The organism is Planctomycetota bacterium, assembly GCA_021414025.1.
GTDB lineage: Bacteria > Planctomycetota > Phycisphaerae > Phycisphaerales > SM1A02 > SYAC01.
Genome location: JAIOPG010000002.1, coordinates 176,938 through 201,960, shown reverse-complemented (window position 1 = coordinate 201,960; position 25,023 = coordinate 176,938). Strand labels below are relative to the sequence as shown.

Below are 25,023 nucleotides of genomic sequence, written 5' to 3'. Positions count from 1 at the left end.
CCATGCCCGTCATCACCCTGCCCGACGGAACTAAGAAAAGTTACGACGCCCCGGTGACCGCGGCGCAGGTGGCCGCCGACATCGGCCCCGGCCTGGCCAAGGCGGCGCTGGGCGCCAAGATCGACGGAACGCTCTGCGATCTCGCCACCAAGATCGAGCGCGATGTGCAGCTGGCCATCGTCACCGCCAAGAAGCGCGACGGCTCCATCGACGCCGACGCGCTCTATCTGCTGCGACACTCGGCGGCTCACATCATGGCGGAGGCGATCACCAACCTCTACCCGGGCGTGCAACTGGTATACGGGCCGCCCGTCGAGCAGGGCTTCTACTACGACATGGCCTTTCCGTCGGGAAAGATTCCCAGCACTGACGACTTCGCCAAGATCGAGCAGGAAATGGCCCGCATTGTCGCGGAGGATCGCCCCTTCACCCGCTATGAAATGGGCGCCGACCAGGGCCTGGTGAAAGTCAGGAGTGAAGGCAGCAAGTACAAGATCGACAACGCCCAGCGCGCCTGCGACGCGGGCGGCGCGACGCTGAGCTGGTACGCCACCGGAGCGCCGGGAAAGAACTGGGAAGATCTCTGCCGCGGTCCGCATGTTCCGACCACCGGGCGCGTCGCCGCCTACAAAGTGACCTCGCTGGCCAGCAGTTACTGGCATGGCGACGAGAAGAGCGACCGTCTCACCCGCGTCTACGGAACCGCGTTCGCGTCCAAGGCCGAGCTCGAGACGCACATGAAGCAGATCGAGGAGGCCAAGCAGCGCGACCACCGCGTGCTGGGCAAGCAGCTGCGTCTCTTCCACATCGACGAGATGGTCGGCCAGGGACTCGTGCTCTGGACTCCCAATGGCGCCGTCATCCGACAGGAACTTCAGAACTTCATCGGCGAGGCCTTGCGTCGCCAGGGCTACACCCAGGTCTTCACGCCGCAGATCGGCAAGCTTGAGCTCTACCGCACCAGCGGCCACTTCCCCTACTACCGCGAGAGCCAGTATCCCCCCATCGTCGACCATGACACCATGAGCGCGCTGGCCAAGGAAGGCTGCAGTTGTGCCGAACTGGCCAACCGCCTGGAGAAGGGCGAGGTCGAGGGCTATCTGCTGCGGCCGATGAACTGCCCGCACCACATCCGCATCTACGCCAGCGAGCCACGCTCCTGGCGGGATCTGCCCGTGCGTCTCTGCGAATTCGGCACGGTCTACCGATGGGAGCAGTCCGGCGAAATCGGCGGCCTGACCCGCGTCCGCGGCTTCACCCAGGATGACGCCCACTTGTTTTGCCGCGAGGATCAAGTCGCGCACGAACTGCAGGGATGCCTTGAGCTGGTCAAGCTCATTTTCAACACGCTGGGCATGAAGGACTTTCGCGTGCGCGTGGGCCTGCGCGATCCCGACTCCAGCAAGTACATTGGCGAAGCTGCCGACTGGGACAAGGCCGAGCAGGCCTGCCGGGACGCCGCCAAGAGCCTGGGTGTGGCGTTCACCGAGGAGAAGGGCGAAGCCGCCTTCTACGGGGCCAAGATCGACTTCATCGTGCGCGACGTCATCGGCCGCTCATGGCAACTGGGAACGGTGCAGGTGGACTACAACCTGCCGCTTCGATTCGACCTTTCCTACCAGGGCGCCGACAACAAACTGCACCGGCCGATCATGATCCACCGCGCGCCTTTTGGAAGCTTCGAGCGTTTCATCGGCGTCCTCATCGAGCACTTCGCGGGCGCGTTCCCGCTCTGGCTCAGCCCGGAGCAGGTGCGCGTGCTACCCATCAGCGAGAAGAGCGAGGAGTATGGCCGCGAGCTGCACCGCGCCCTGCAGCAGGCAGGGTTGCGCAGCACCCTGGACTCCAGCTCCGAACGGATCCAGAACCGGATCCGCATCGGATCCGAACAGAAGATTCCAGTGCTGGCGATCGTGGGTCCGCGCGACGCCGAGCGCCGCGTGGTCAGCGTCCGGCTGCTTGGAAAGGCGGAAAACGCTGGAGAAATGCCCTTTGACGACTTTGTTTCGGCATTGGCCCGGGATTACCAGAGCCGCGCGAGCGAGCCCCTGGCCGGACGGATCTCCCCATCGGTGAAATGATCTTCATTGCCATTCCCCTTTTTCAAGGGAAAAAGACTTGCATTTTGGCTTGCATCGGTCATGCTGCAGCAGGTACTTTCTACCGTGCCGGTGGAGAACGTTTCTCCGCCGCAACGCGACTCGAGGACAACGACTGCATGTCTCAGAAATTCTTCGTACGGGCATGATGCGTCCGCCCCCGTTGTCTCGCGTTTCTCCGGTCATTCCGGTTTGCACGGCCTTCGCTCCAGAAGCGATTCGCTGTCGCTTGCTCTCCACATAAAGGATTCTTCCATCTCCGCATTTCCTCCCCGCCGTCCGCCCATGTCCCGCCCCGAATCGAATTCCGCCTTCGGTCCGCGCATCAATGACCGCATCCGCATCACTCCCGTCCGGCTAATCGACGAGACCGGCACCATGCTGGGCGTCGTCGAGACCGAGGAGGCCCGGCGCCTCGCGATGGTGGCGGGTCTCGACCTGGTCGAGATCGCCCCCGACGTGCGCCCGCCCGTCTGCAAGATCATGGACTTCGGCAAGTACAAGTACGAGCAGTCCAAGAAGGACAAGCAGGGACGCAAGACCAAGACCAGCGAGATGAAGGAAGTCCGTTTGGGCCGCAGCATGAAGGTGGATCCGCACGACGTGGAGATCCGCGTGCAGCAGGCCCGCCGCTTCCTGCTCGAGGGACACAAGGTGCAGTTGGTGGCCAGTTACAAGGGCCGCGAAATGGCGCACAAGGAGATCGGCGCGGTGAAGTTGAACGCGGCGATCGCCAAGCTCACCGACCTGGCCCGCCTGGACAGCCCGCCGCGCTTCAACGGCAAGCGGCTCTCGGCGATGCTCTCGCCCGACCGCGCCCGCATCGACGCCTTCAAGCGCAAGAATCCCGCCTTGTTCAAAGCACCCAAGCCCGAGGCGGCCAAGTCCGAAACGACCAAGGCTGAGTCGTCCAAGTCCACGGAGCCCGCGGACGATGGCGCCCCCACGACGGCGGAAACCACGGCGAAGAAGCCGAAGAAAACCGCCAAGCCGAAGAAGAGCGCCACCCCGGCCGAATCTTCGACTTCAAAGTCCGCCTCGACCGAAGTCGCTTCCTGAAGTCGTCCCTTTCGCGGCTAGAAATGAATCTTGGTCCGCAGGCCAAAGACCCAGGTGGCGCCGCTCTTGGCCGCCGGATTCGACGGATCGAAGATGATCTGCACATCGGGTGAAAGCTCGATGCTTCCAGTCAGCCGGATGCGGTAGTAGGTCTCGATCGTCTTCTGGTTCCGGTCGCCGGACTGCGAGGAGTCGGTCCAGCCCAGGGCGATCCCGAAATTGTCGCCGTAGCGCCCGAAGGAGTTCTCGATGGAGGCGCCGAAGGCGAATTCCTGCGTGGCGGCGCTCACGTTGGCGTCGCTGAGCTGGTAGGAAAACCACACTCCCAGGTCGCGGTCGATGAACTGCTGGGCGATGATCGCCATCGCCGATCCGTACTGCTTGTTCGAGGCGCCGGTCGTGGTCAGGCCCGCGTTGGTGTTGCAGACGAAGATCGAGTAGCGCCCCACCAGCTCCCGGTTGGCCCCCAGCGCGGTCACGAAGCCCGCCTCGGCGCCGGCGAAATAGAGACCCTGATTCAGCGTGTTCAGCCCAAACCCCGTTGACGAAGCCCCGAGCGGGCTGGTGAGGATCGCATTGACGTAGACACCGTCGGCTGGAATGCACTGGGCGTAGACCCCGGGCAGGACTCCGTTCCACCCGACCGGCAGCGCGTCGCCGCCGTTGAAGACGCTCGCCAGGAACTGGTTGGTCTCGTCTCCGGCGAAGAAGTTGGCCGCCGTGGTGTCGTTGGGGTTGATCTTGCCGGCGCCGATCAGCACTCGGTCGTCGAAGAACCCCTGCTGCACGAAGAGCCGGCTCAGCGCGTAGTACTGGGCGGACTCGGCCGTGTCCACGTTCACCGCCGTCGAACCGATGGCGTTTGAGAGATTCACATTCTGGGAGCTCCAATTGTTGTTGGCGCGGAATTGGGCCGTGAAGGAGCCGGTGCCAAGTCCCTGGATCTCCCAGGCCTTCCAGTCCATGCGCCAGTTGAAGCGGTTGGTGACCGCGCCGCGGTCTTGCCCGGGAAGTCCGGTGCTGGCCCGCTGCAGGACCAGAAGATCGTAGAGATCGTTGCGGAGGCTCAGATTCTCCCGCATCCAGAGCTCGACGTTGCGCAGGGGCGAGGCGATGGACGAGAGCGGATCGAGGGTCTTCAGGAAGGGGTCGATGCGCCCCGCGTTGATCGGGAGGGGCTGCGGAGTGTCGATGGCCAGATGGATAAACTTCTTCTGCGACCCGAAGAAGGGGTCGACGTTGGGAATCAGCCAGAAGGCCGCCAAGTCGCGGGTGTCGTCGTAGTTGCCCAGCCTCGTGTCGCCGGGCTTGACATTGATCAGGGCATCGAGGAAGTGACCCATCCGGTCGTCGGCGCTCGCGACCGCGGCGCCAGCCAGGGCCGCGATCGCCGCCGTCGTCCAGGTTCGAGCGCGTCGGCGCGAGGGAGTCACTCGCGGACACTACCAAATTATTTTTTCCTCACCGCTTGCATTCTTATGCAGAGATTGCATAATTATACTCTTGATGGAAACCTCCAAGCCCAACCGACGACGCATGATCGAGCGCCTGCTCCAGGCCGGCCGCGTCACCAGCCAGCACAGCCTGCTCAAGCAGTTGCGCGGCGAGGGTGTGGATGTGACCCAGGCGACGCTTTCCCGCGACCTGGCGGACCTGGGCGTGGTGAAGGGACCGACGGGCTGGCAGTTGCCGGGCTCGGCGGCCACCAACAACTCCGACATCCGCTCCGCGGTGCAGACCTACCTGCTCGACGTGGAGGCCGGCGGCCAGATGGTGGTCCTGCGCACGCGCACCGGCCACGCCACACCGCTGGCCGTCGAGTTGGACCGCATCCGGCTGGAGGGCTCTCTGGGCACGCTGGCCGGCGACGACACCATCCTGCTGGTGGCCAAGAGCGCGGCGCTGGCACGGAGCCTGGCCGCGCGTTTCAAGAACATCCTGCAGGGCACGAGCGACCGACCTCGGCGCCCGGCTCGGAAATAAACATGCACGAACCCGCACGCATCGCCATCGTCGGCGCCGCCGGCTACACCGGCGCCGAGCTCGCCGGTCTCGCGGCCAGTCACCCGCTGGTCGAAGTGGTCGCCCTGTTTGGCTCCGATCGGGAGAGCGGCGAAGCTCCGCGACGCATGTCCGAGGTCTTTCCACGATTGCGCGGAGTCAACGACCTGCCGATCCAGCCCGCCTCGGCCAAGGCCATTGCACAGTGCGGTGCCCGCGTGATTTTGCTGGCCACGCCGCATGAAGCGAGCGCCGAGCTGGCCCCGAAGTTGCTGTCCGAGGGATTGGTTGTGATCGACCTCTCCGCCGCCTTCCGGCTGCGCGACGCGGCGGCCTATCCCGAGCATTATGGATTCGAACATCCGTCAAGCCAACTGCTGCGCAGCGCCGTCTATGGGTTGCCGGAGATTCATCGCGCTGCGATCGCCGAGGCCGATCTGATTGCCTGCGCCGGCTGCTACCCCACCTCGGTGATCCTGCCGCTGCATCCGCTGGTGAAGGGCAACCTTCTCGATGCGTCGCGACCCGTGATCGTCGATTCGGCCAGCGGTGTCAGCGGCGCGGGCCGCGGGGCATCGGTGAAGAATTTGTTCTGCGAGGTCAGCTACCAGCCCTACTCCCCTCTGCGCCACCGGCACCAGCCGGAGATGCGTCAGGAGACGAAGCTGGACATCCTCTTCACGCCGCACCTGCTGCCGCTGGACCGCGGCATTCTCAGCACGATTCACGCCCAGCTCGCCCCCGGCGTCGGCGAGGCGGAGGTGCGAAACACGCTGGAATCCTGCTATGCCGAGGAGCCTTTCATCCGCCTGCTGCCCGCCGGCACCTGGAGCTCCATCGCCGCCGTTGAGCGAACGAACTTCTGCGATGTCTCGCTTGCCGTCGATGAGCCCACCCGGCACCTGGTGATCGCCTCCTCGATCGACAATCTGGTCAAGGGCGCCGCCGGCCAGGCCCTGCAATGCATGAATATTCGCCTGGGGTTCCCGGAGACCCTGGGTCTTCTCGCCGCCGCGGCCGATCGAGTGCTTTCTTGAAGCCTCTGGTCATCAAGCTGGGCGGCGCGCTTCTGGACGAGCCCAAGGCCAACCGCCCCTTCTTCGCGGCACTTGCCGAGTTGATCACGCAGGGCCGCCCGTTGGTGGTCGTGCATGGCGGTGGCGTCATTGTCGACCGCCATCTTGAGCGGCTCGGTCTCAAGAGCGGCAAGCGCGACGGCATCCGCATCACGCCGCCGGAGCACATGGACGAAATCGTCAGCGTGCTCGCGGGGCAGATGAACGCAAAATTGGTCGGGCTGCTGCGGGCCTGCGGAGTGAACGCGGTGGGCCTCACGCTGGCCGATGGCGGCACGACCCTTTCGCGCCTGACCCGCAAATACGATTTCGACGCAGGACGCGTGGGCGAGATCACCGGCGGCGACCCGCACCTGGTGCAGACGCTCCTGCGCATCGGTTGCACGCCGGTCTTTTCCAGCATCGCCATGGACGATGCGGGCGGCCTGCTGAATGTGAACGCCGACGAGGCCGCCGCGGCGATCGCCAAGCTGGTCACCGCGGAGCAACTGGTGCTGCTGACCGATGTGCCCGGCGTGAAGGATGGTGCCGGCAACATCATCCGCTCGCTCGACCGCGCCGCCGTCGACCGCCTCACCAAGAGCGGCGAGATCACTGGCGGCATGCTCGCCAAGGTGCGCAGCGCCCTCGAAGCCAGCGAACAATCACGCATTCCCACCCTTGTCACGGGCTGGGACGACGCCAAGGTGCTCGGCGCATTGGGCACCGAATCCGCGGCGGGAACGCTTTTTCTTCCCGCACTGGAGGCCTGCAATGTTTGAGACCCTTCCTTCACGACTTGCCAGCAAGGACCTGACCCGCATCATGGATCTCGGGCCGCATGAGGTGATGCCGCTGATCGAACTCGGCCGGTCGCTCAAGGCGGACATCCGCCGCTGGCGCGAACAATTCGCGCAGCGCTCGCTGGTGATGCTCTTCGAGAAGCCCTCGCTGCGAACGCGGGTCAGCTTTGACATCGGCTTCGCCCGCATGGGCGGCCACGCGGTCTATCTGGACCATGAAAAGCAGCGGATCGGCGAGCGCGAGAGCATCGCCGACTACAGCCGCAACCTCGAGCGCTGGTGCGACTGCATCGTAGCCCGGACCATGAAGCACGAAACGATCGTGGCGCTGGCCGCCAATGCCGCGATCCCGGTCATCAATGCGCTCTCCGACATACACCACCCCTGCCAGGCGCTGGCGGACTACATGACGCTCGCCGAACTGGGTTTCGATTTCCGTCGCGACCAGCTGGCCTGGGTGGGCGATGGCAACAATGTCTGCCAGTCGCTCATGGAACTCACCGCGACCCTGGGATCGTCGATGATCGTTGTCACTCCGGAGGGATACGCCCCGTCCCCGGAGATCGTCCGCGATGCGGAGGCCCGCGCCTGCCGCTCCGGCGCCAGCCTGCAGTACACCAGCGACCTGGGACGCATCAAGGATTCCTTCGCCGTCTACACCGACACCTGGACCAGCATGGGGCAGGCCGAAACCGCAGAAAAAACCAGGGTTTTCCAGCCTTACAGCGTGACCCCCGAGGTCATGGCCATTGCCGGTCCTGACGCCTGCTTCATGCACTGCCTTCCCGCCCATCGCGGCCAGGAGGTGGTCGATGCCGTCATCGACGGAGCCCGCAGCGTGGTCTTCGACCAGGCGGAGAACCGCATGCACATCCAGAATGCGCTGCTGCTGAATTTGCTGGCGACGCCAACCCGCGACACGTACTCACTTCTAACCCGGAGCCACTCATGACCACCGCCATCAAGAACAACCCTCCCGCACCCGCAACCACCTCCCGCTCCGGCAAGCCGCGCCGCATCTGCGTGGCCTACTCGGGGGGCCTGGACACCAGCTGCGTCATTCCCTGGCTGCGCGACACCTATGGCTGCGAAGTGGTGGCGTGCGTCGCCGACGTCGGGCAGGGCGCGCAGGAACTGATCGGCATCGAGAAGAAGGCCGCCGACTCCGGCGCCTGCAAGTGCGTGATCAAGGACTTGAAGGAAACCTTCCTCACTGACTTCGTTTTCCCCATGGTGATGTCCGGGGCGGTCTACGAAGGCCGCTACCTGCTGGGCACCAGCATCGCGCGGCCCTGCATCGCGCAGGCCCAGGTTGAGGCGGCGCTGGAGGAGAACTGCGACGCCGTGGCTCACGGCTGCACCGGCAAAGGCAACGACCAGGTGCGATTCGAGAGCGTCTACGCGGCGCTGGCTCCGCAGCTTCGAGTGATCGCCCCATGGCGCGAAAACTCCTGGACGCTGCGCAGCCGCGAGGCGATGCTGGCCTACCTTGCTGAACGCAACATTCCCTGCGCCGCCAGCGCCACGAAAATTTATTCTCGCGATGCCAACTCCTGGCATGTCTCCCACGAGGGGGCCGAGTTGGAGGATCCCTGGAACGCGCCGCCTGAGGATCTGTGGATCCGCACCACGGATCCGCGGCAGGCGCCCAACGAACCCGAGGAAGTGGTCGTGGGTTTCGAGCATGGCCTGCCCGTGAGCGTGAACGGCAAGAAACTTTCAGCGGTGAAGCTGCTCGATGCCCTCAACGAGATCGGCGCCAAGCACGGCGTTGGCCGCGTGGACATGGTCGAGAACCGGCTGGTCGGCATGAAGAGTCGCGGCTGCTACGAGACCCCGGGCGGAACCATCCTGATGGAGGCGCTGCGCGGCCTCGAGCAGATCGTGCTCGACCGCGACTCGATGCGCTTCCGCGAGGAACTCGCCAACGATTTCGCTCGCGTCATCTACGACGGACGCTGGTTCACGCCACTGCGCGAAAGCCAATGGGCGGCAATCCAGTCGCTGGCCCGTCCCCTGACCGGCGAAGTTGCCGTGCGGGCCTTTAAGGGAAGCGCGGTCACCACGCGGCGGCGCAGTCCGAATTCGCTCTACTCGCAGGCCTTCGCCACTTTCGGCGAGGATGACGTCTACAACCAGCAGCACGCGGAGGGCTTCATCCGCCTCTTCTCGCTGCCAAGTCGCATCCGCGCGTTGCTCGGGCTGAACAAGCTCTTCGGCATCGACTCCAGGCGAGTGGGCGACAAGAGCGGAGCCAATCGGTGACGGCAATCTGGCAGGGTCGCATCCAAGGCCAGCAGGATTCGCTCTTTCGCACCTTCAACGACAGCCTGCCCTTCGACCGGCGGCTCATTCAGGAAGACATCGAGGGCTCCATCGGCTGGGCCGCCGCGCTGGCACGGGCCAGCGTGATCACCGACGGCGACCGGGCGCGAATCGAGAAGTCACTGCGCGAGATCGCGGCGCTGGTGGAGAGCGATCCCTCGCTTCTGACCAAGGCCGTCGACGAGGATGTGCACAGCTGGGTGGAGCGAGAGCTGGTCGCGCGCGTCGGCGACCTGGGCAAGCGACTGCACACGGGGCGCAGCCGCAACGACCAGGTGGCCACCGACTTGCGGCTCTGGTGTTTGAAGCAGACGCGCCTTCGCCTTGCGGAGATCGACGCCGCCAATCTGAGCTTTCTCGAGCTCGCGGAGCGCGAGCGCGATACGGTCTTCCCGGGTTTCACGCATCTGCAGCGGGCGCAGCCGATTCTCTTTGCGCATTGGTGCCTGGCCTACGTGGAAATGTTGCGCCGCGACGCCGACCGCTTCGCCGACGCGCTGGATCGCGTGGCCCGTTGTCCGCTGGGCTCCGGAGCGCTCTCGGGAACGGCCTATCCCATCGACCGTCAGAAGCTGGCCAAGGATCTGGGATTCGACACGCCCAGCGCCAACAGCCTTGACGCCGTGAGCGACCGGGACTTCGTCGTCGAGCTGGTCGCCGCCGCTTCCATGTGCATGCTGCACCTGAGCCGCATGGCCGAGGACATCATCTTCTACGCCACCGGCGAAGCCGCCTACATCGAATTGGCCGACGACGTCAGCACCGGCAGCAGCCTGATGCCGCAGAAGAAGAATCCCGACGCGCTGGAATTGATCCGCGGCAAGACCGGGCGCGTGATCGGCTCGCTCACTGGACTGCTGGTCACGCTCAAGGGTCTGCCTCTGGCCTACAACAAGGACCTGCAGGAGGACAAGGAGCCGCTCTTCGACGCCATGGACACGCTCTCGCTCTGCCTGCGCATGGTGCCGCGCGTGCTCAAGGGCCTCAAGGTGGACCGCATCCGCGCCCGCAAGGCGGCCATCGCCAGCTACGCCAACGCCACCGAACTGGCGGACTACCTGGTGCGCAAGGGCGTTGCCTTCCGCGACGCCCATCACCAAGTCGGGCTGCTGGTGCGCGAGGCGGTTCGGCAGGGCAAGCCGCTGGAAGAACTGTCCGTCGAGGACATGGTCAAACTCGCTCCGCTGGTCACCAGCGACGTCTTTGTCACGCTGACCGTTGATTCGGCGCTCAATCGCCGCAGCGTGCCCGGCGGCACCGCGCCCGACCAAGTGAATGCGCGAGTGAAGGAAGCCAAGCGCAGCTTGCGGGCCACGCGCCGGCCTAAGCGCCGAAGCGCCGGCGGAGCCACCGGCTTCCGCGACGCAGTGGTCGAGGATCTGGACGACATCAAGCGACTGGTCGACCTGTGGAGCAGCCGCGGCGAAAACCTGCCGCGCACCCGCGATGAGATCATGGAGAAGATCACCGACTTCGGCATCGCCGCCGTCGACGGCAAGGTGCGCGGCTGCGCCAGTCTGTGGATCTACGAGTCCGACCTCGCCGAGATTCGCTCGCTGGGTGTCGACGAGGGCTTCCAGGGGCGCGGCCTCGGCACGCAGCTGGTGCAGTTCTTCATCGAGAAGGCGCGCAGCATCGGCATCCAGCGCCTCTTCGTGCTCACCCGCATGCCCGCCTTCTTCGAGAAATGCGGCTTCCGCACCGTGAGCATCAACAGCCTGCCGCAGAAGGTCACCAAGGATTGCGCCCAGTGCCCCAAGAACCAGAACTGCGACGAGATCGCCATGGTGCTGGACCTGAAGGAAAGCGAGGTTGCATGAGCAGAGTCAAGACGAATTCAACCCACGGCGAAGGCGCCGACGCGAAACAACGCGAGGCTGGAACAACGCAGCGAGGCTCAGTTTTGCACGAGCCAAAACTGGCGCCGCCGCATGCCGCGCCTCCCTGGCCGCTTGGTGTCCGCGCCGCCGGAGTCTCCGCCGGAATCAAGTCCACCGGCGCCCCCGACCTGGCCATGCTGCGCATGGACGAAGGCGCCGCGGCCGCGGCCGTTTTCACCACCAACATCTTCGCGGCGGCGCCGATCCTGGTCTCGCGCCAGCATCTGCGCGATTCGCGCGGCCATGCCAGTGTGCTGATCATCAATTCGGGATGCGCCAATGCCGCCACCGGCGAGCAAGGCCTCGCCGACGCCGACTCGATCGGCGATTGCACGGCGCGGGTCTGCGACTGCTCGCCCGACGCCGTGCTCATGAACTCCACGGGCATCATCGGCAAGCCCCTGCCCCGCCTCCGCATCGAGGAAGCCATTCCGGCGCTGGCGGCAAGTTGCGCGGCGGGCAGCGCCGAGCCCTTCGCCCGCGCCATCATGACCACCGACACTCGCCCCAAGATGAGCTCGCGCGAAGTCATGGCGGCCGACGGCGGCGCCCCGATCCGCGTGACCGGAGTCGCCAAGGGCGCAGGCATGATCCATCCCAACATGGCGACGATGATCGCGGTGATCGCCACCGACGCGGCCCTGGAGCCGCAGGAACTGGACGCGATGCTTCGCGCATCGGTCGAGCAATCCTTCCATCGCATCTCCATCGATGGCGACACCAGCACCAATGACTCGGTTTTTGCCTTCGCCACCGGCAAGCGCCACGCCGCGGCCGATCGCGGGGAATTGCAGCAGGCCTTCGTGGAAGTGGCCCAGGCACTCGCGCAGATGGTCGTCTGCGACGGCGAGGGCTTCACCCGCGGCATCCGTGTGACGGTTCGCGGAGCCGCCAGCGCCGCCGACGCACTGGCCGTCGCCCGGACCGCGGCCACCAGCACGCTGGTCCGCTGCGCCGTCACCGGCGGCGATCCCAACTGGGGCCGTCTGCTCGCGGCCGCGGGGCGCAGCGGCGCCACGATCGACCCCCTGAAACTCACGCTCCGCGCCGGCGGCGTCCTGCTCTTCGAGAAGGGCTGCCCTGTCGACGCCTCCCCCGGGCTCGCCGCCGGGGAATTCTCACGGCCCACGGTGGACATCGAATTCGATCTCGGGCTGGGCAGCCACTCGGATTTCTTCCTTTCCAGCGGAATGACCGAGGAATATGTGAAGCTCAACAGCGAATACACCACTTGAAAATTGGCCGCGTGCGGTAGGCTGTTCGAGCCCCGCAATGAACCGGTGGCGGAAGGATGCCATGCGATTTCGAATCATCAGCCTGTCCTGCGTCACTCTGATTCTGGCGATGCCGGTCTATCCCTATGGGAAGCTCGGCCATGAGACGGTCGGCGCCATCGCCGACATGCGCCTTGCCAACACGCCGACCGGTGCCGCGGTCACCAAGCTGCTCGACGGCCTGACACTGGCCGAGGCCGCGGTGCTCGCCGACACCATCAAGAGCTGGGACACGATGCCCAAGGGTCAGCCGAAGTCGATCATCCTGAAGGATCATCCCCAGCTGCAGGAGCAACTCGTCGCATTCTGGATGGCCAATCCCCCCACCAAGGCCAAGGGCAGCGACGCCCCCACGCACAAGGAATTTCACTACACCGACGTGCCCGCCGTGGATGGAAGCAAGTACGTCAAGGGCAACCTCGGCACCGAGCCCTACGACATCGTGCAGATGATTCCCTACTGCGTGAAGGTTCTCTCCGGCGACGAGCCGGAGAGCAACGAGCGAAAGATCACCAAGCCGGTGGCCCTGATCCTGCTCTCGCACTACGTCGGCGACATCCACCAGCCGCTGCACGTGGGCAACGCCTATTTCAGTTCGGCGGGCAACCTGGTCAATCCGTCAAAGGGCGGCAAGAGCTTTCCCGATCATGGCGGCAATGGATTCTCGATCAACCTCGGCGACAACAAGGCAGAGGCCAAACCCGACACGAAGGGCGATTCCAAGTCCGGCGGCAAGACTTCGTCCAAGAAGTCCAGCAAGAGCAAGGACAACCTGCACAGTTTCTGGGACACCGACGCGGTCGAGGCGGCCCTGGATCTCGTCGAAAAGGACATCAAGGCGAAGCCCGACCACAAGGGCAAGGTGAAGGACGAGGAGATCGTGGCGTGGTTCGCCAACTCCGAGCCCAAGGACTGGAAGCCCAAGGCGAAGTCGCCGCCCACCGAGTGGGCGCTGGCGTGGGCCAACGAGATCCTGCCGTTGGCGACCAAGGCGCATGACCGCCTCGAATTCGTCAATGTCACCATCAAGGGCGAGAGCGCCTCAGGCGACGCCAACGAGAAAAAGATGCCTGACGGAATCTCCTACAAGGATTGGGCCGCCCAGCAGACCGAGTTGGAGATCCACAAGGCGGGCTGGCGGCTGGCCGAGATCATCGAGGCGAGTCTGACCCCCAAGAAGTCGACGGCGAAGTAGGCGCGGGCGCGAGCCCCGGGAAGATCACGGCGCGTCGTCATTATCGCGGCCTCCGCACAATCAAGGCGAAGTCGTTGCGAAGAGCATCTGGTCGCGCAGATCGGCGGCTTGCAGCGCCAAAGGATCCTGCTCGCCCAGCGCCGTGGCCAGGTCCGCGGCCAGCACAGAGGCGCGGCCCTTGGCTCGCTCGATCTCGCCCGCCTGCCGCAGGCAATCCACGCGGTCCATGGCGACCAGCGCCAGGATCTGCAGCCGCCACGGAGCGACGCGCTTCTCGCGCAGCCAGAGATTGGTGTCGAAGCCTTCCAGCGCCTGGTCATAGAGCTTGATCGCGGTGAGACAGTTGCCGCGCGCCTTCGCCAGGGTGCCCAGCGTGGCCAGCGGCAGTTGTGGATCCACAAGCGTCTTGAGGGAGATGCTGGCTTCCATCGCGGTGCGCAATTTCTTTTCCAGCGCCGGAATCTGGTCATCCGCGCCGGCGGTCGCGGCAATGCGGATCGCCTGCTCCAGAGCCAGCGGCTCCTTGCCTTGGCCGGGTCCCGGCTTCTCGAAGCGCGAGAGCAGCACCTTGGACTTGTCCCAGGCTTCCTGCAATTTTCCCAGCGCCAGCAGTGCCTCGATCTCCATCCGGTCGCGGTCGATCACGGCGGGTGACTGCGGATCGGGCACAGCCAGCGCGGCCTCGGGAGCGGACATCCAGGCCAGCATGCCTTCGGGACCATCCTGGCACCAGTGGATGCGCATCTGCATGTTGCGAAGGGCGTCGACCTCGGTGGGTGACGCCCCCTGCTGCTTGGCCAGGTCGATGGCGGCCTGCATCTCGACCAGCGACTGGGCTGCATTGCCTTCTTCAAGACGCTGCACGGACTTCTTCACGATCGCGGAATGAGAATCGTCCGACTTTTGATTTGCTGGAGCCGACTGATCCCCGTCGCCCGGCTGTGCGGCGTTCGCCGGCTCAATCGGAGCCATGCCGGGCTTGGCCAGAGTCGCCGGCCCGGGATGTGCTTCCTTCGCGGACTCAGCGAGAAAGGGTAAGACCACGTCCGCGATTCCATATAGTGCGGCGAACGCCGCAATGATGACGACGGCTTTCAGCAGGAAGCGCGCCTTCATCAGAATTGTCTCAGAAACCGCACATCATTTTCGTAGAGCCAGCGGATGTCGGAGATGCCGTGGCGGCGCATGGCGATGCGCTCCACGCCCAATCCGAAGGCGTAGCCCGTCCAGATTTCAGGATCGATGCCGACGGATTCGAACACTGCCGGATCCACCATGCCGCACCCACCAAGTTCCACCCAGCGCCACTCGCCCTTGATCTTCATCTTCATGTCCACTTCGGCGCTGGGCTCGGTGAATGGAAAGAAGCTCGGACGCATGCGCACTTCGGCCTCGGGCCCGAAGCAGGCGCGAGCGAACTGCCAGAGCGCCGTCTTCAGGTCGACCATCGAGATGTTCTTGTCCACGCATAGCCCCTCGACCTGGTGGAACATCGAGAAATGCGTGGCGTCGTGCGTGTCAGGCCGATAGACGCGGCCCACCGCGACGATCTTCAGCGGCGGCTTCTCCTTCTCCATGGTGCGGATCTGCACGGTGCTGGTCTGGGTGCGCAGCAGGCGGCGCACGCCCCCCTGCTCGGCCATGTAGAAATTGTCGGTCGCCTCGCGGGCGGGGTGGCCCTCGGGAATGTTCAGGGCCGTAAAGTTGTGCCACTCATCCTCCACCTCGGGGCCTTCGGCCACGCGGAAACCCATGCGTCCGAAGATGTCGACGATGTCGGCGATGGTGCGCGTGAGCACGTGGCGGCGACCCATGCCCGCGGGCAGGCCCGGCTCGGTCAGGTCGATGGATGGCCCTTCCGGTGCTGACCCGGCCGCGGACTTTTTCTCCGTGAAGGCGGCCTCCAGCTTCTGCTTCATGGCATTGAGCTGCTTGCCCAGGACGGGTTTCTTCTCCTTGGGGGCGGAGCGAAGGGCCTCCATCATGGCGCCGACGCGGCCGGACGTGCCCAGCCAGGCCACTCGCCACGCCTCGAGCTGGGCCGCGTTGGCGGCGGAGGCCAGCGTGGAGATCGCCTCCTGCTCATGTTGGTCGATGGCTTCAAGCACGGGCGAAGTTTAGCGATTTTGCCTTGACCGAGGCTTTTTGCTCCCGCCGCACGTCACGCACGATCACACCGGTCGCGCCAGGATCTTCGCCGCCGCCGCCTGCGAAAGCGCGAGGGGTTTCGCTCCCGCCACCCGCACCGTGATCGAGCCGGCCTGAGGTTGCACGGCCTTCACTGACAGGCGCGCTCCCGGCTTCAGGCCGCTGGTCGCGACAAACTTGAGGAAGGCGCGGTTCTGGTCGGCGATGCGCACAATGGCCACCCGGGCGCCGGACGCGAATTGTGCCAGCGGCTTGCTCTGCATTTCGGAGACTTTTCCCGCCGCGTTGGGAATCGGGTCGCCGTGTGGATCAGTCGAAGGGCGGCCCAGGAACTCGTCAAGGCGGTCGAGGATGCGCGGCGAGAGTGCGTGCTCGAGCCGCTCCGCCTCCTCGTGCACATCGGCCCAGTCCAGCTTGAGGGTCCGTACCAGGAAAGTCTCGATCACCCGATGGCGCCGAAGCACATCCAGTGCGACCTTTTTCCCCGCCGGGGTCAGGGTGACGCCGCTGTAGCGCTCGGCCTTCACCAGCTTGGCCCGCGCCAGGCGCTGGATCATGCTGGTCGCCGTGCCCTTGGTCACGCCCACTTCCAGGGCCAGCCGAACCACGCCCGCCTCGCCGCCGGGAGTCTCCCGGCAGAGCAGGTAGATGGCCTTGATGTAGTTCTCGACGGTTTCCGTGGCCATGGAGCCGCATGGTAACGGCGGCTGCCGCCGGAAAGGGCCGAAACCTAGCGAGAAATCGAAGGATTCAGGCTCGTGACCTCGGGTTCGAACGCGCATGCGTCAAATGTTTGACCGTTCAAACTTTCGTGTTACACTCCCGGGCGTGAGTCGCATCTCGACGAGCCCTTCCCGGATCCGTACCGCATGGCGCAAAGAGAGCGCCGCGAACTCACTGCCCGAGGCTTTCGCCACCGTCTCCGTGCCGATGTCGGCGGGACGGTGGCGCAAGCTGATGGCATTCAGCGGCCCCGGACTCATGGTGGCGGTCGGCTACATGGACCCCGGCAACTGGGCCACCGATCTCGCCGGCGGCGCCCAGTTCGGCTACCTGCTGCTCTCGGTGGTGCTGATCTCCAACCTGATGGCGATCCTGCTGCAGCATCTGGCCGTTAAATTGGGCGTGGTCGCCGAGCGTGACCTGGCCCAGGCCTGTCGCGACCATTTCAGCCCGAAGGTTTCGTTCGGCTTGTGGGTGCTGTGCGAGATTGCAATCGCCGCGTGCGACCTGGCGGAAGTCATCGGCTCGGCGATTGCGCTCAACCTGCTCTTCGGCCTTCCCCTGATCTGGGGCGTCTGCCTCACCGCAGTCGATGTCCTGATGATCCTCTTCCTGCAAAGCAAGGGATGGCGCTACATCGAGGCCCTTGTCGCCGGGCTGGTCTTCGCGATCGGCGGCTGCTTTGCCTATGAAATCGTGGCGTCGCGCCCCGACCTGCCCGACGTGTTGCGCGGCCTGATCCCCAGCCCGCAGATCGTCGTCAACCCCGCGATGCTCTACATCGCCATTGGAATTCTTGGCGCCACGGTCATGCCGCACAACCTCTACCTGCACTCCGCGATCGTGCAGACCCGCGACTATCCGCGCAATGAGACGGGCAAGTCGATGGCGATCCGCTACGCCACCGCCGACTCGACCATCGCGTTGCTCTTTGCCTTCTTCATCAACGCCGCCATCTTGATTCTTTCAGCGGCAACGTTTCACACCACCGGACACCAGGATGTCGCCGGCATCGAGGACGCCTACGAACTGCTCACGCCCGTGCTGGGCGCGTCGATGGCCAGCACGGTGTTCGCCATTGCCCTGCTCGCCTCGGGGCAGAACTCCACGCTTACCGGCACGCTCGCCGGCCAGGTGGTCATGGAAGGCTTCCTCAACATTCGCCTGCGGCCCTGGCTGCGCCGGCTGATCACGCGACTCATCGCCATCATTCCCGCGGTCATCGTGGCGGCGCTCTACGGCGCGTCGGGGGTCAACAAATTGCTCATCCTGAGCCAGGTGATCCTTTCGCTGCAGCTTTCCTTCGCGGTCGTGCCGCTGGTGTGGTTCACCGGCAGCAAGCTGAAGATGGGCCGCTTCGCGAACTCACCCATGCTGGCGACAGTCGCGTGGACCGTGACCGGTGTCATCGCACTACTCAATATGTACTTGCTGGTGCAGACTTTCCAAGGCTAGACAGCGCGCTACTGCATCTGGCCAAGCCGTCGCAGTTCAAAATAGCACTTAGCGCAAGCGCGGACATCAATCAGTGCGTCATGCCCGCCTTCGAAAGATTCGCCGAAGAGCTTGGTGTGCAGCTCCTGCAGCTTGGGCCACTTCGGTCCGTAAGGACCGGGAATGTTGCAGAAGTGCGTCGATGAAACCATGGTGCAGCCGCGCGACTTGCCCAGCAGAATGTTCGGCCGCCCGGCGCGGAGAAACTCCGCACCAAGAATGTTCTCGTCGAAGGACATGTTGTGGGCGAAGAGTCCGGCGGCCTTTGACATGTCCGATTCGATCTCGTCCAGGGCCAGCCTCAAATCGACGCCATCGCGCGTGGCGATCTCCGTGGTGATGCCGTGGATCTGCGCCGCACTCTCGGGGATCGTGAAGCCGTCGGGGCGAATGATGCGCTCCACAGACTTCAACTCGCCGCCTCCCTCATCCGCGACCACCCACGCCAGCTGCACGATGCGCGGCCAATTGGCCAGGTCCGAGGGCGGCGCCTTGTAGTTTCTTGGTATGCCGGTGGTTTCAGTGTCGAAGAAGAGGTACATGCCCAGGAAAGTGTACTACTCCGCTCCGCTCACCTTTGAATCCAGAGCGTCGACCGCGTCGCCGTGGTCGATCTCCGGGAAGGCCAGCAGCAGCATGCCCAGGTCGGCGCCATCGATCTCGCCATCGCCATTGAGATCGCCGACGCGCAGGTCGCCGCTCTCCATCGCGGTCACGAAGGCCACCATGTCGAAGTCATCCACTGTTCCGTTGATGTCGACATCGCCGCCGGCGCGCTGGCAGAGGTCGAGCACGCCGTTTTGGTCCGCATCAAGCGTCAACTGCTCCACGAGATCGGCGATCATGCGGGTCGTTTCGGCGCGATCAAAGGTCTTGACGCCGATGGCCGCGCCCGCCGTCGAACCCGCGCCATCGTTGGTCGAAATCGCGGTGTCCAGCTCATTCTGCGCCGCGGCGATGCGGTCGGAGATCCTCAGGAAGAGTTCGTCGCACACCACCGACGATTCGTCGACCAATTCAACGGCCTCGACGGTCTCGGCATCCTGAGTCACATCCTTGGTCTCGCCGCCCGCCGCCGCTCCCCCGCTGCCATGCGATGAACGGCTCCCCTTGCCATGCTTGCCCGCGTCTCCCGAAGAATCGCCGGTGTCGCCACCCGTCAGCGAGCTGATGTTGCCCATCAAGCTTCCGCTGTCGCCCAAACTCGCCGGACCCAGTCCCAGGGCCAGCACGGCGCGCACGGTGTAGGTGTAGGTAACGTTTGGCATTGCCGTCGTATCCGACATGAGCATGATGTTGCCGCTGCCGGTGAGCTTGCCCGAGATCTGCACGCCATTGCGGAAGACGCGGTAGGTCGACACGCCGATCATCTTGGTCCAGATGATGTCCACGTGATTGGAATACTGGCCATCCGAGGCGGCGACGTTTTTCGGCGCCGGACCGCGCCAGCCGGTGTTGCCCAGGCTCGCCAGGCTGGAGCCGGATTCCCCGTAGAGCGACTTCACCGTGTAGGTGTAGGTGGTGACCGGCGCCACCGCGCCGGTGTTGCCGTCCACATAGAACGGCGTGGAGGAACCGCCGGCGACCGTGCCGATCGAGACGCCATTGCGCAGGATCTCATAGCCGCTCACGCCGGCGATCGGCGACCATTGCACGCGGATCGAATCCTCGTACTCGCCGTCGCTGGCCGCGACCGCGGTCGGCGCGGGCATGCCGCGGTAGCCGCTGTCGGTCGGGCTTTCCGGTCCGTATCCCGCCGCGGAATTGGCGCGGACGGAATAGAGGTAGATCGTGTTCGGATCCGCCGTAAGGTCGCCGCCGCTGAGCACGGCGCCGCTGACGATGGTGGCGATGGTCGTGGGTTCGTCGGCTGGATTCAGCCGGCGCAGGATCTGGTAGCCGGTCGCGTTGGCCGGGGCGGTCCAGTTGACGAAGACCATGTTGGTGAGGGAGCCGTCGCTGGCCAGCACTCCCGTCGGTGCCGCCATGCGGTAGCCGGTGTTGCCCGCGCTGGGATCGCTCAAGCCCGCTGGTGCCAGCGCCTTGACCGTGTAGGTGAAGAGGGTTCCAAAGGTCGCGGTCACGTCGTCGTAGGTGCCCACGGCGTTGCCGGTGACCGTGCCTGCCAGCGCGGTGGTGACGCCTGAGGTGCGGTAGATGTAGTAACCGACTGCGCCGGGCACCGTGGTCCAGGTCACGGTGACCTTGCTGCCAAGGCCGTCGCTGGCGACGACGCCGGTCGGCGCCGCGACCTTGCGGTAGCCGGAATTGACAAGGCTGGACGAGCTGGGGATGACCGGATTCGATCCCGCGCCCGCCTGCGACACGGACTTCACCCAGTAGCTGTAGGTGGTGCCGATGCCGCCCGTGGTGTCGCTGAAGGTCAGCGCCGAAGTGGTCGCGCCGATCGGACCCGAGGTGCCGCTGCGGAAAATCTGGTAGCCCACCGCGTCGGCCGCTGCGTTCCAGGTGATCTCCACGTGGTCGGTGAAGTTGCCATCCGTGGCCGCGACACCGGTGGGCGGTGAAATGTTCTGGAAACCGGTCTCCGGCGCGCTGGCGGGACCATACCCGGCCGGAGCATGCGCCCGGATCACGTAGGTGAAGGACAATCCCGCGGTCACGACATCGTCGAAGGAGGCGGTCGTCTGCACCTCGGGCGCGCGGATGACCACGCCGTTGCGGCTCACTTCGTAGCCCGTGGCCCCCGTCACTTCATTCCAGGCCACGCTCACCATGGCCGTGCTTGCGCCGTCGGAGGCCTCCACGAAGCTCGGCGCGGCGGGCGCACGCCATCCCGTCGCGCCAGGTGTGCTGAGGTCGCTGTAGTGATCCATCTCCGAGATGGTGTAGACCGCGCGGATGGCATAGGAGGCGGTGATGCCGATCGGCGCCGAAGTGTCGTGGTAGCTCGCGCTGCCGGATGTGCCGATGGGTGACTCGCCGCCATCGCGGAAGATTTGATAGCCCGTCGCGCCCGTGGAGGCGGTCCAGGTCAGTGCGACTTCGCTCGTGCTCGATCCCGCCGAGGCCAAAACGTTGGTCGGAGCCAGGACGTGCCGCCATCCCGTGTCGGCGCCGCTGGCGGCGCTCGTGCCCACGTTTCCGACAGCCTTGACCGAATAGGTGTAGAGCGTGCCGGCAACGGCGCTGTTGTCGTGATAGGTGGTCGTGCCCGAGTCGCCGATGTGAGTGGGCGACCCGCCCGTGGAGCGGAAAATTTCGTAGCTTGCGGCACCGGTCGAGCCGCTCCAGGTCACGGCGACTTCGGTCGTGCTCGTGCCGTCGCTCGCAGCCACATCGCTCGGTGCGGAAAGATTGCGGTACCCCGTGTCGCCGGCGCTTTCCACGCTCACCAGCGCGCCCTTGATGGCCTTCACCGTGTAGGTGTAGAGCGTGCCCGGCACCGCGCTGGTGTCGGAATAGTTCGTGGTCAATGAAGTGCCGATCTCAGCCGCGGGGCCGTCGCCGGCGCGGAGAATGGAGTAACTGTCGGCGCCCGCGACGCCGGTCCAGGTCACGGAGACTTCATCCGTGCTCGTTCCATCCGAGGCGGCGACATCGGTCGGAGGTGGAATTTCCATAGGCACATGAATGATCAGCGTGTGGTATCCGCCGCCGGCAATGGCCATGCAGGGACCGAGATCGGCGGCCACGGAGCCTTCGCCAAAGTCATTCTGGCCCCAGGCGGCAGCCGTACCATCCAACTTGATCGCCAGCGAATGCTGGGTCCCTGCCGCGATACGGCTGCAGGCGCCAAGTCCCGCGGGCACGGAGCCCTGTCCGACATTGTTCGCTCCCCAAGCCACGACCGTTCCATCTTCAAGAAGCGCCAACGAGTGATCGAAGCCGGCGCCGATCTGCTTGCACAAGCCAAGATCAGGCGGCACGGTGGAGTGCCCGGCCCCCTGGTATCCCGAGCCCCAGGCGACGACAGTTCCATCCTCCTTGATCGCCATGCTGTGGAATCCACCGGCGGCGATCGCCTTGCAAGTACCGAGGTCGCCCGGCACCACCGATTGGCCGTGGTGATAGAAGGAACTGTCCGAAAAAGTTCCCGCGCCCCAGGCCACGACGGTTCCATCCTCCCTGAGGGCGACCGTGTGGTAGCGGCCTCCGGCGATGGCCTTGCAGGGACCGAGGTCCGCAGGCACATCGCACTGTCCCAGACCGTTGGAACCCCAGCAGACGACCGTGCCATCCAGCTTGAGCGCCACGCCGTGGTAGGAGCCCGCCGCAATCGCCTTGCAGGGTCCGAGGTCAAACGGCACATTGCATTGACCAAAGTCGTTGCGTCCCCAGGCCACGACCGTGCCATCATCCTGAAGCGCCATCGAGTAGTAGATGCCTGCGGAAACAGCTTTGCAGTTGCCCAGCGTCACCGGCAAGTTCGTTTGACCGAAATCGTCATAACCCCACGCCTCGACATTGGTGGGCAGCGTGTGGAAGCCGGTCACGACAAAGGTTGAAGTTCGTTCGTCGATTTCGTGGGTGCCGACGATGGTGGATCCATCCTTGGAAATTCCGCACTCCAGCAGATTCCAGCTGTCCATGTTCAGGCCGAAGGCCACCAGGTAGGCGCGAAGGTCGACCAGCCCGAACGAGGCGTTCCAGATGCAGGCGGCGCGGCCGGAGCCCGCGTTGGTGGCACCGGCGACCAGCGAGCCATCGCCGCTGAGGCTGAAGGCATGGATGTGCTGAAGCGCCGAGGGAAGCGCAACCATCCCATGATCGACGCTCCACAGGAAGGCGGTGCGGGTTCCACCGCCGACGCCCGGATGATGGCGCATGCCCAGCACCACCGAGCCGTCGCTGCTGACGCTCACGGGCCAGTAGCTGTCCTGGCCGCTGTCCTCGGGCAGCGTCCCCAGCGAGACCATGCCATCGCCGTCGGTCCAACGGAAAGCCTGGAATTCCTTGCGGTCGCCTGAATTCGGGTCGGTGTTGAAGCAGGATCCGACCACGACCGAGCCATCGACGCTCGTGAAAAAGGCGACGGCATTCTCGGTGCCGGGCAGAGTGCCGAGATTCTGCATGCCATCCTCGTCCGTCCAGCGGAAGGCTCGATGGATGAAGTGCTCGTTCTCATCCGGACCGGCACTGCCGCCCACCACCGTGGAGCCATCACCGCTCACCGCCTGGGCGTAGGAATTCTGTCCCTCGTCCAAGGCGCCGAGGTTGTACATGCCCTCGCCATCCCACCACAGGAAGGCGCGGGAACCGATGAGCTCGCCGGTTTGCGGATCGCGATTCTCGCTCGTGCCGACCACCACCGATCCATCCTCGCTCACGCACCTGCCGCCGCCGCTCTCGTCGTCGGGGCCGGGATGGGTCTCGGAGGCGATGTAGGAATCCGTGTCGCCGGAAAGCGTGCCCAGATGATCCAGCCCCTCGCCGCTCCAGCGGAAGGCCTGCGTCGAGCGCCGCCCCGTGCTCTCGTCGCGGCTTCGCGTGGTGCCAACGACGACCGAGCCGTCGCCATTGGCAAACTCGGCGCGGGCGTCGAATTCCCCGGGCGCCATGCCGAGATCCTCGATGCCGGTGAAATCGGTCCATCGGAAGGCGTGCGAACCGGATTCCGATCCCTGCTGTTGATTCTCGTGAAGCAAGTCCCCGAAGATCGCCTGGCCGACCACCGTCGAACCGTCGCTGCTGACATCGCCGGGGAAGGTCGGACTCGCCAGCGCACCGAGGCTCTCCACACCATCATCATTGGTCCACCGGAAGGCGCGAACTTCCACCATTTGAGTGGGCTGCACCCTGCGCGCCATCACGCCGACCACAACGGTGCCGTCGTTGTTGACGGCGTTGGCGCCGGAGTCGGTGGCGTCGTTGGGAAGCGTGCCGAGGTCGGCGATGCCGTCCCATGTGCTCCATCGAAAGGCGTGGTTGACCAGCGTGATCTGAGTGTCCGGATCCTCAGTGAAGGATTGGCCGACGACCACCGAGCCATTGAAATTCAGCCCACTCGCCTTGGAGCTTTCATCCTCGGACAGAGTGCCCAGGGCCTGCCAACCTCCATCCAAGGCGTCTCCTCCACCGGCTTCCCATCGGAAGGCACGGGTCACGAAGTGCTCGTTCCCAAAGTAGCCCTCGCAGGAGCCCGCGATCACCAGGCCGTCACCGCTGATGAAGAGCTTGTCGCCCGGAAGCCCGCCGAGAGGCTGGCCGAGATCGTCCATCCCGAACTCGGCGGTCCAACGGAAGACATGGCCGCCCATGTCAAAAGCCGTGATGCCGACCACCACGCTTCCATCGGCGCTGATGTCGGTAGCCCACGCGCCCCCGCCTTCGTCGAGCGTCCAGTTGGCCTCGACCGCGGTCCATCCGTCGTCATCGGACCAGCGCCAAGCCTTGTCATCCTGGCTGTTGGCGATGAGGAACGAGCCGTCGAAACTCAACCGAAGCACGCTGGAGTCCCATTGCGTTGTGCCACCGGGCGGCGGATTCAGATCCTGCCAGCCGCTCTCGCTGGACCAGCGCCAAATCCGGTGACCATCGCTGCCCTGACGCATCGCCACCACCACCAATCCATTGCCGCTGATCTGCGGCGACGCGTTCATGTCCCATTCGTTGTGCCCCTGGGAGGCCGATGGCGGCTCGCCCAGATTGAACAGCCCGCCCCCGCTGGTCCAGAGAACGATCTTGCGGATCGACATGCCGGATGCGGCATCAAAGGTGTCGGAGGTTCCGATCACGGAGTTTCCGTCGGCGCTCATGGCGGTCGCGTCGAAGGGATGTTCGGCGCCCGGCAACGTGCCCAGACCATGCATGCCATCTTCGCCGGTCCAGCGGAAGGTCTGGTCGGCGCTGTGGCCGCCCACGACCGAGCCATCGGCGCTGACGACCTGGGCGTTGGAGTTGGCGGTGAGACTGCCGACATCGGTGATGTTGAGCGAGGAGTCCGCGACGGCGCTCCCCGCGCCCAGCAGCACCACCATCGCGGTCGACGCGCGGAGGTGCATTG

Annotated in this window: 17 protein-coding genes; 11 read left to right on the top strand and 6 right to left on the bottom strand. The window is 65.1% G+C overall.

Annotated elements, in window-relative coordinates; all coding sequences use genetic code 11:
• Positions 1-2: 2 nt before the first annotated feature.
• Positions 3-2,081, top strand: coding sequence for a threonine--tRNA ligase (thrS, locus tag K8R92_01545; GenBank protein ID MCE9618577.1), 2,079 nt, complete (start codon positions 3-5; stop codon positions 2,079-2,081).
• 303 nt (positions 2,082-2,384) lie between these two features.
• Complete coding sequence (infC, locus tag K8R92_01540) at positions 2,385-3,158, top strand: translation initiation factor IF-3 (protein ID MCE9618576.1); 774 nt, start codon at positions 2,385-2,387, stop codon at positions 3,156-3,158.
• A gap of 17 nt (positions 3,159-3,175) precedes the next feature.
• Here infC and K8R92_01535 read toward each other — a convergent pair whose 3' ends face one another.
• The gene (locus tag K8R92_01535; protein ID MCE9618575.1) at positions 3,176-4,591 is read right to left on the bottom strand and encodes a carbohydrate porin; all 1,416 of its coding nucleotides are present in this window, start codon (positions 4,589-4,591) and stop codon (positions 3,176-3,178) included.
• A gap of 73 nt (positions 4,592-4,664) precedes the next feature.
• Here K8R92_01535 and K8R92_01530 point away from each other — a divergent pair, with 73 nt between their 5' ends.
• The 8 genes from K8R92_01530 to K8R92_01495 all read left to right on the top strand — a co-directional run bounded on the left by K8R92_01530 (position 4,665) and on the right by K8R92_01495 (position 13,691).
• On the top strand, positions 4,665-5,141 hold the full coding sequence (locus K8R92_01530; protein ID MCE9618574.1) for an arginine repressor: 477 nt from the start codon (positions 4,665-4,667) through the stop codon (positions 5,139-5,141).
• A gap of 2 nt (positions 5,142-5,143) precedes the next feature.
• Positions 5,144-6,196 (top strand): N-acetyl-gamma-glutamyl-phosphate reductase, encoded by a 1,053-nt coding sequence (gene argC, locus K8R92_01525; protein MCE9618573.1) that lies wholly within the window; start codon positions 5,144-5,146, stop codon positions 6,194-6,196.
• Positions 6,193-6,996: an acetylglutamate kinase gene (gene argB, locus K8R92_01520; protein MCE9618572.1), complete on the top strand. Its 804-nt coding sequence runs from the start codon at positions 6,193-6,195 to the stop codon at positions 6,994-6,996. The genes argC and argB overlap by 4 nt, the downstream gene beginning before the upstream one ends.
• A complete protein-coding gene (argF, locus tag K8R92_01515) occupies positions 6,989-7,969 on the top strand; it encodes an ornithine carbamoyltransferase (protein MCE9618571.1) in 981 nt (326 codons plus the stop codon). Before argB ends, argF begins: the two co-directional genes overlap by 8 nt.
• Positions 7,966-9,282 carry an argininosuccinate synthase gene (locus K8R92_01510; GenBank protein MCE9618570.1) on the top strand — a complete coding sequence of 439 codons (1,317 nt, stop codon included), beginning with the start codon at positions 7,966-7,968 and terminating at the stop codon, positions 9,280-9,282. The genes argF and K8R92_01510 overlap by 4 nt, the downstream gene beginning before the upstream one ends.
• 5 nt (positions 9,283-9,287) lie before the next feature.
• Entirely contained in the window at positions 9,288-11,162 is a 1,875-nt protein-coding gene (argH, locus tag K8R92_01505) for an argininosuccinate lyase (protein ID MCE9618569.1), read from the top strand.
• Entirely contained in the window at positions 11,159-12,457 is a 1,299-nt protein-coding gene (argJ, locus tag K8R92_01500) for a bifunctional glutamate N-acetyltransferase/amino-acid acetyltransferase ArgJ (GenBank protein MCE9618568.1), read from the top strand. The genes argH and argJ overlap by 4 nt, the downstream gene beginning before the upstream one ends.
• Positions 12,458-12,518: 61 nt before the next feature.
• The gene (locus K8R92_01495; GenBank protein ID MCE9618567.1) at positions 12,519-13,691 is read left to right on the top strand and encodes a hypothetical protein; all 1,173 of its coding nucleotides are present in this window, start codon (positions 12,519-12,521) and stop codon (positions 13,689-13,691) included.
• A 60-nt stretch (positions 13,692-13,751) separates the two neighbouring features.
• Here K8R92_01495 and K8R92_01490 read toward each other — a convergent pair whose 3' ends face one another.
• The 3 genes from K8R92_01490 to K8R92_01480 all read right to left on the bottom strand — a co-directional run bounded on the left by K8R92_01490 (position 13,752) and on the right by K8R92_01480 (position 16,525).
• Entirely contained in the window at positions 13,752-14,807 is a 1,056-nt protein-coding gene (locus K8R92_01490) for a hypothetical protein (protein MCE9618566.1), read from the bottom strand.
• Entirely contained in the window at positions 14,807-15,799 is a 993-nt protein-coding gene (pheS, locus tag K8R92_01485) for a phenylalanine--tRNA ligase subunit alpha (protein ID MCE9618565.1), read from the bottom strand. Before pheS ends, K8R92_01490 begins: the two co-directional genes overlap by 1 nt.
• Before the next feature lie 63 nt (positions 15,800-15,862).
• A complete protein-coding gene (locus K8R92_01480) occupies positions 15,863-16,525 on the bottom strand; it encodes a metal-dependent transcriptional regulator (protein MCE9618564.1) in 663 nt (220 codons plus the stop codon).
• 103 nt (positions 16,526-16,628) lie between these two features.
• Here K8R92_01480 and K8R92_01475 point away from each other — a divergent pair, with 103 nt between their 5' ends.
• A complete protein-coding gene (locus K8R92_01475; GenBank protein MCE9618563.1) occupies positions 16,629-18,017 on the top strand; it encodes an Nramp family divalent metal transporter in 1,389 nt (462 codons plus the stop codon).
• A gap of 8 nt (positions 18,018-18,025) precedes the next feature.
• Here the strand turns inward: K8R92_01475 and K8R92_01470 are convergent, their stop codons facing one another.
• Complete coding sequence (locus K8R92_01470) at positions 18,026-18,598, bottom strand: 3'-5' exonuclease (GenBank protein MCE9618562.1); 573 nt, start codon at positions 18,596-18,598, stop codon at positions 18,026-18,028.
• A 15-nt stretch (positions 18,599-18,613) separates the two neighbouring features.
• Positions 18,614-25,021 carry a hypothetical protein gene (locus tag K8R92_01465; GenBank protein ID MCE9618561.1) on the bottom strand — a complete coding sequence of 2,136 codons (6,408 nt, stop codon included), beginning with the start codon at positions 25,019-25,021 and terminating at the stop codon, positions 18,614-18,616.
• Between the last annotated feature and the right edge of the window lie 2 nt (positions 25,022-25,023).